Source organism: Leucobacter chromiireducens, from assembly GCF_003917135.1.
GTDB classification, from domain to species: domain Bacteria; phylum Actinomycetota; class Actinomycetes; order Actinomycetales; family Microbacteriaceae; genus Leucobacter; species Leucobacter chromiireducens_A.
In genome coordinates, this window is record NZ_RPDI01000073.1 from 1 (window position 1) to 1,160 (window position 1,160).

Annotated in this window: 2 protein-coding genes; one reads left to right on the forward strand and one right to left on the reverse strand. The window is 70.7% G+C overall.

Annotated features, from left to right (window positions below):
* The coding region (locus tag EGM46_RS14500; protein ID WP_206427601.1) for a Maf family protein at positions 1–141 on the reverse strand (141 nt) is incomplete at its 3' end.
* An 83-nt stretch (positions 142–224) separates the two neighbouring features.
* Between EGM46_RS14500 and EGM46_RS14505 the strand changes: the two genes are divergently transcribed.
* Positions 225–1,043 carry a DUF6612 family protein gene (locus EGM46_RS14505; RefSeq protein ID WP_125100822.1) on the forward strand — a complete coding sequence of 273 codons (819 nt, stop codon included), beginning with the start codon at positions 225–227 and terminating at the stop codon, positions 1,041–1,043.
* Positions 1,044–1,160: the final 117 nt, after the last annotated feature.

Sequence of the window (1,160 nt, forward strand, 5' to 3'; positions counted from 1 at the left end):
GAGGGCCCGGCCCAGCTCGGCCTCGCGCGCGGCCACCGCAGCGTCCTCGTCCACCTCCGGGGAGAAGCACACGGGTTCGATGCCGGCGCCGCGCAGCACGGACAGGCGGGCGGGAGACGTCGAGGCGAGGATCAGGCGCATGCGTCAAGCCTAGTCAGCGCGGCCCGCCGCGGCCGGATCGCCCACCCAGTGCGCGCCGACGCCCCACCGGTTACCGTAGAGCCATGAAGCTTTCACGGAAGACCTCACTCACCGCGTCGCTCATCCTCGCCGGCGGCCTCGCCCTGTCGGGCTGCAGCTCGGCCGACGCCCCGGCGCAGGGCGGGTCGACGTCCGCGGAGCAGGGCGGGTCGACGCAGGCGCCAGCGGCCTCCGGCCCCCTCACTCAGGACAACTTCATCGAACGGATCGCGGCCGCGCAGCTCGCCGCGGGCACCATGCACCTCACGATGGACATGGGCGACAGCGTGGACGGCAACTTCGAGGCGGACCAGCAGCTCTCGAAGGATCCCGCGCAAGCGAAGATGCGCATGACCATGAGCACCGCGGGGGTCGAGAGCGAGCTCGTGCTCGTCGATGGCAAGCTCTACATGAACATGGGCGAACTGTCGCAGAACAAGTTCATCGACATGTCAGCCGACGACGCCTCGGCAGGCGACATCGAGGCGATGATCGCGCAGGTGAACCCGGAGACCCAGCTCGCGGCGTTCCGCGAGGCCCTCACCGACTTCACGGCCGAGCCCGACGCCACCGAGATCGACGGCGTGAAGACCACGCACCTCACGCTCACCCTCGACACCGAGAAGATGTTCGCGGCGAGCGTTCCCGAGGGCACTGACATCGATGCGCTCGTCGCCCAGCTCGGCGACTCCGTCGTATACGAGATGTACGTTGGCTCGGACGACCTGCCCCGCCGCATCGTCATGCCGAACGTCGCCGGCCTCGGCACCGCGACGCAGGAGTTCACCCGGTGGGGCGAGCCGGTCGCCATCGAGGCGCCGGCTGCCGACGAGATCATCGACCCGGCGACGCTGCAGGGGTAGGCGCGGGGGCCCGCTCCCTGCGCGGGATCATGCCCCCGCTCCCCCGGCCAGAGCCCCAGCTCAGCCGTGGGAGAATGGGGGCATGGCTTTCCCTGACACCCCCGCCGGCGCGCCCCT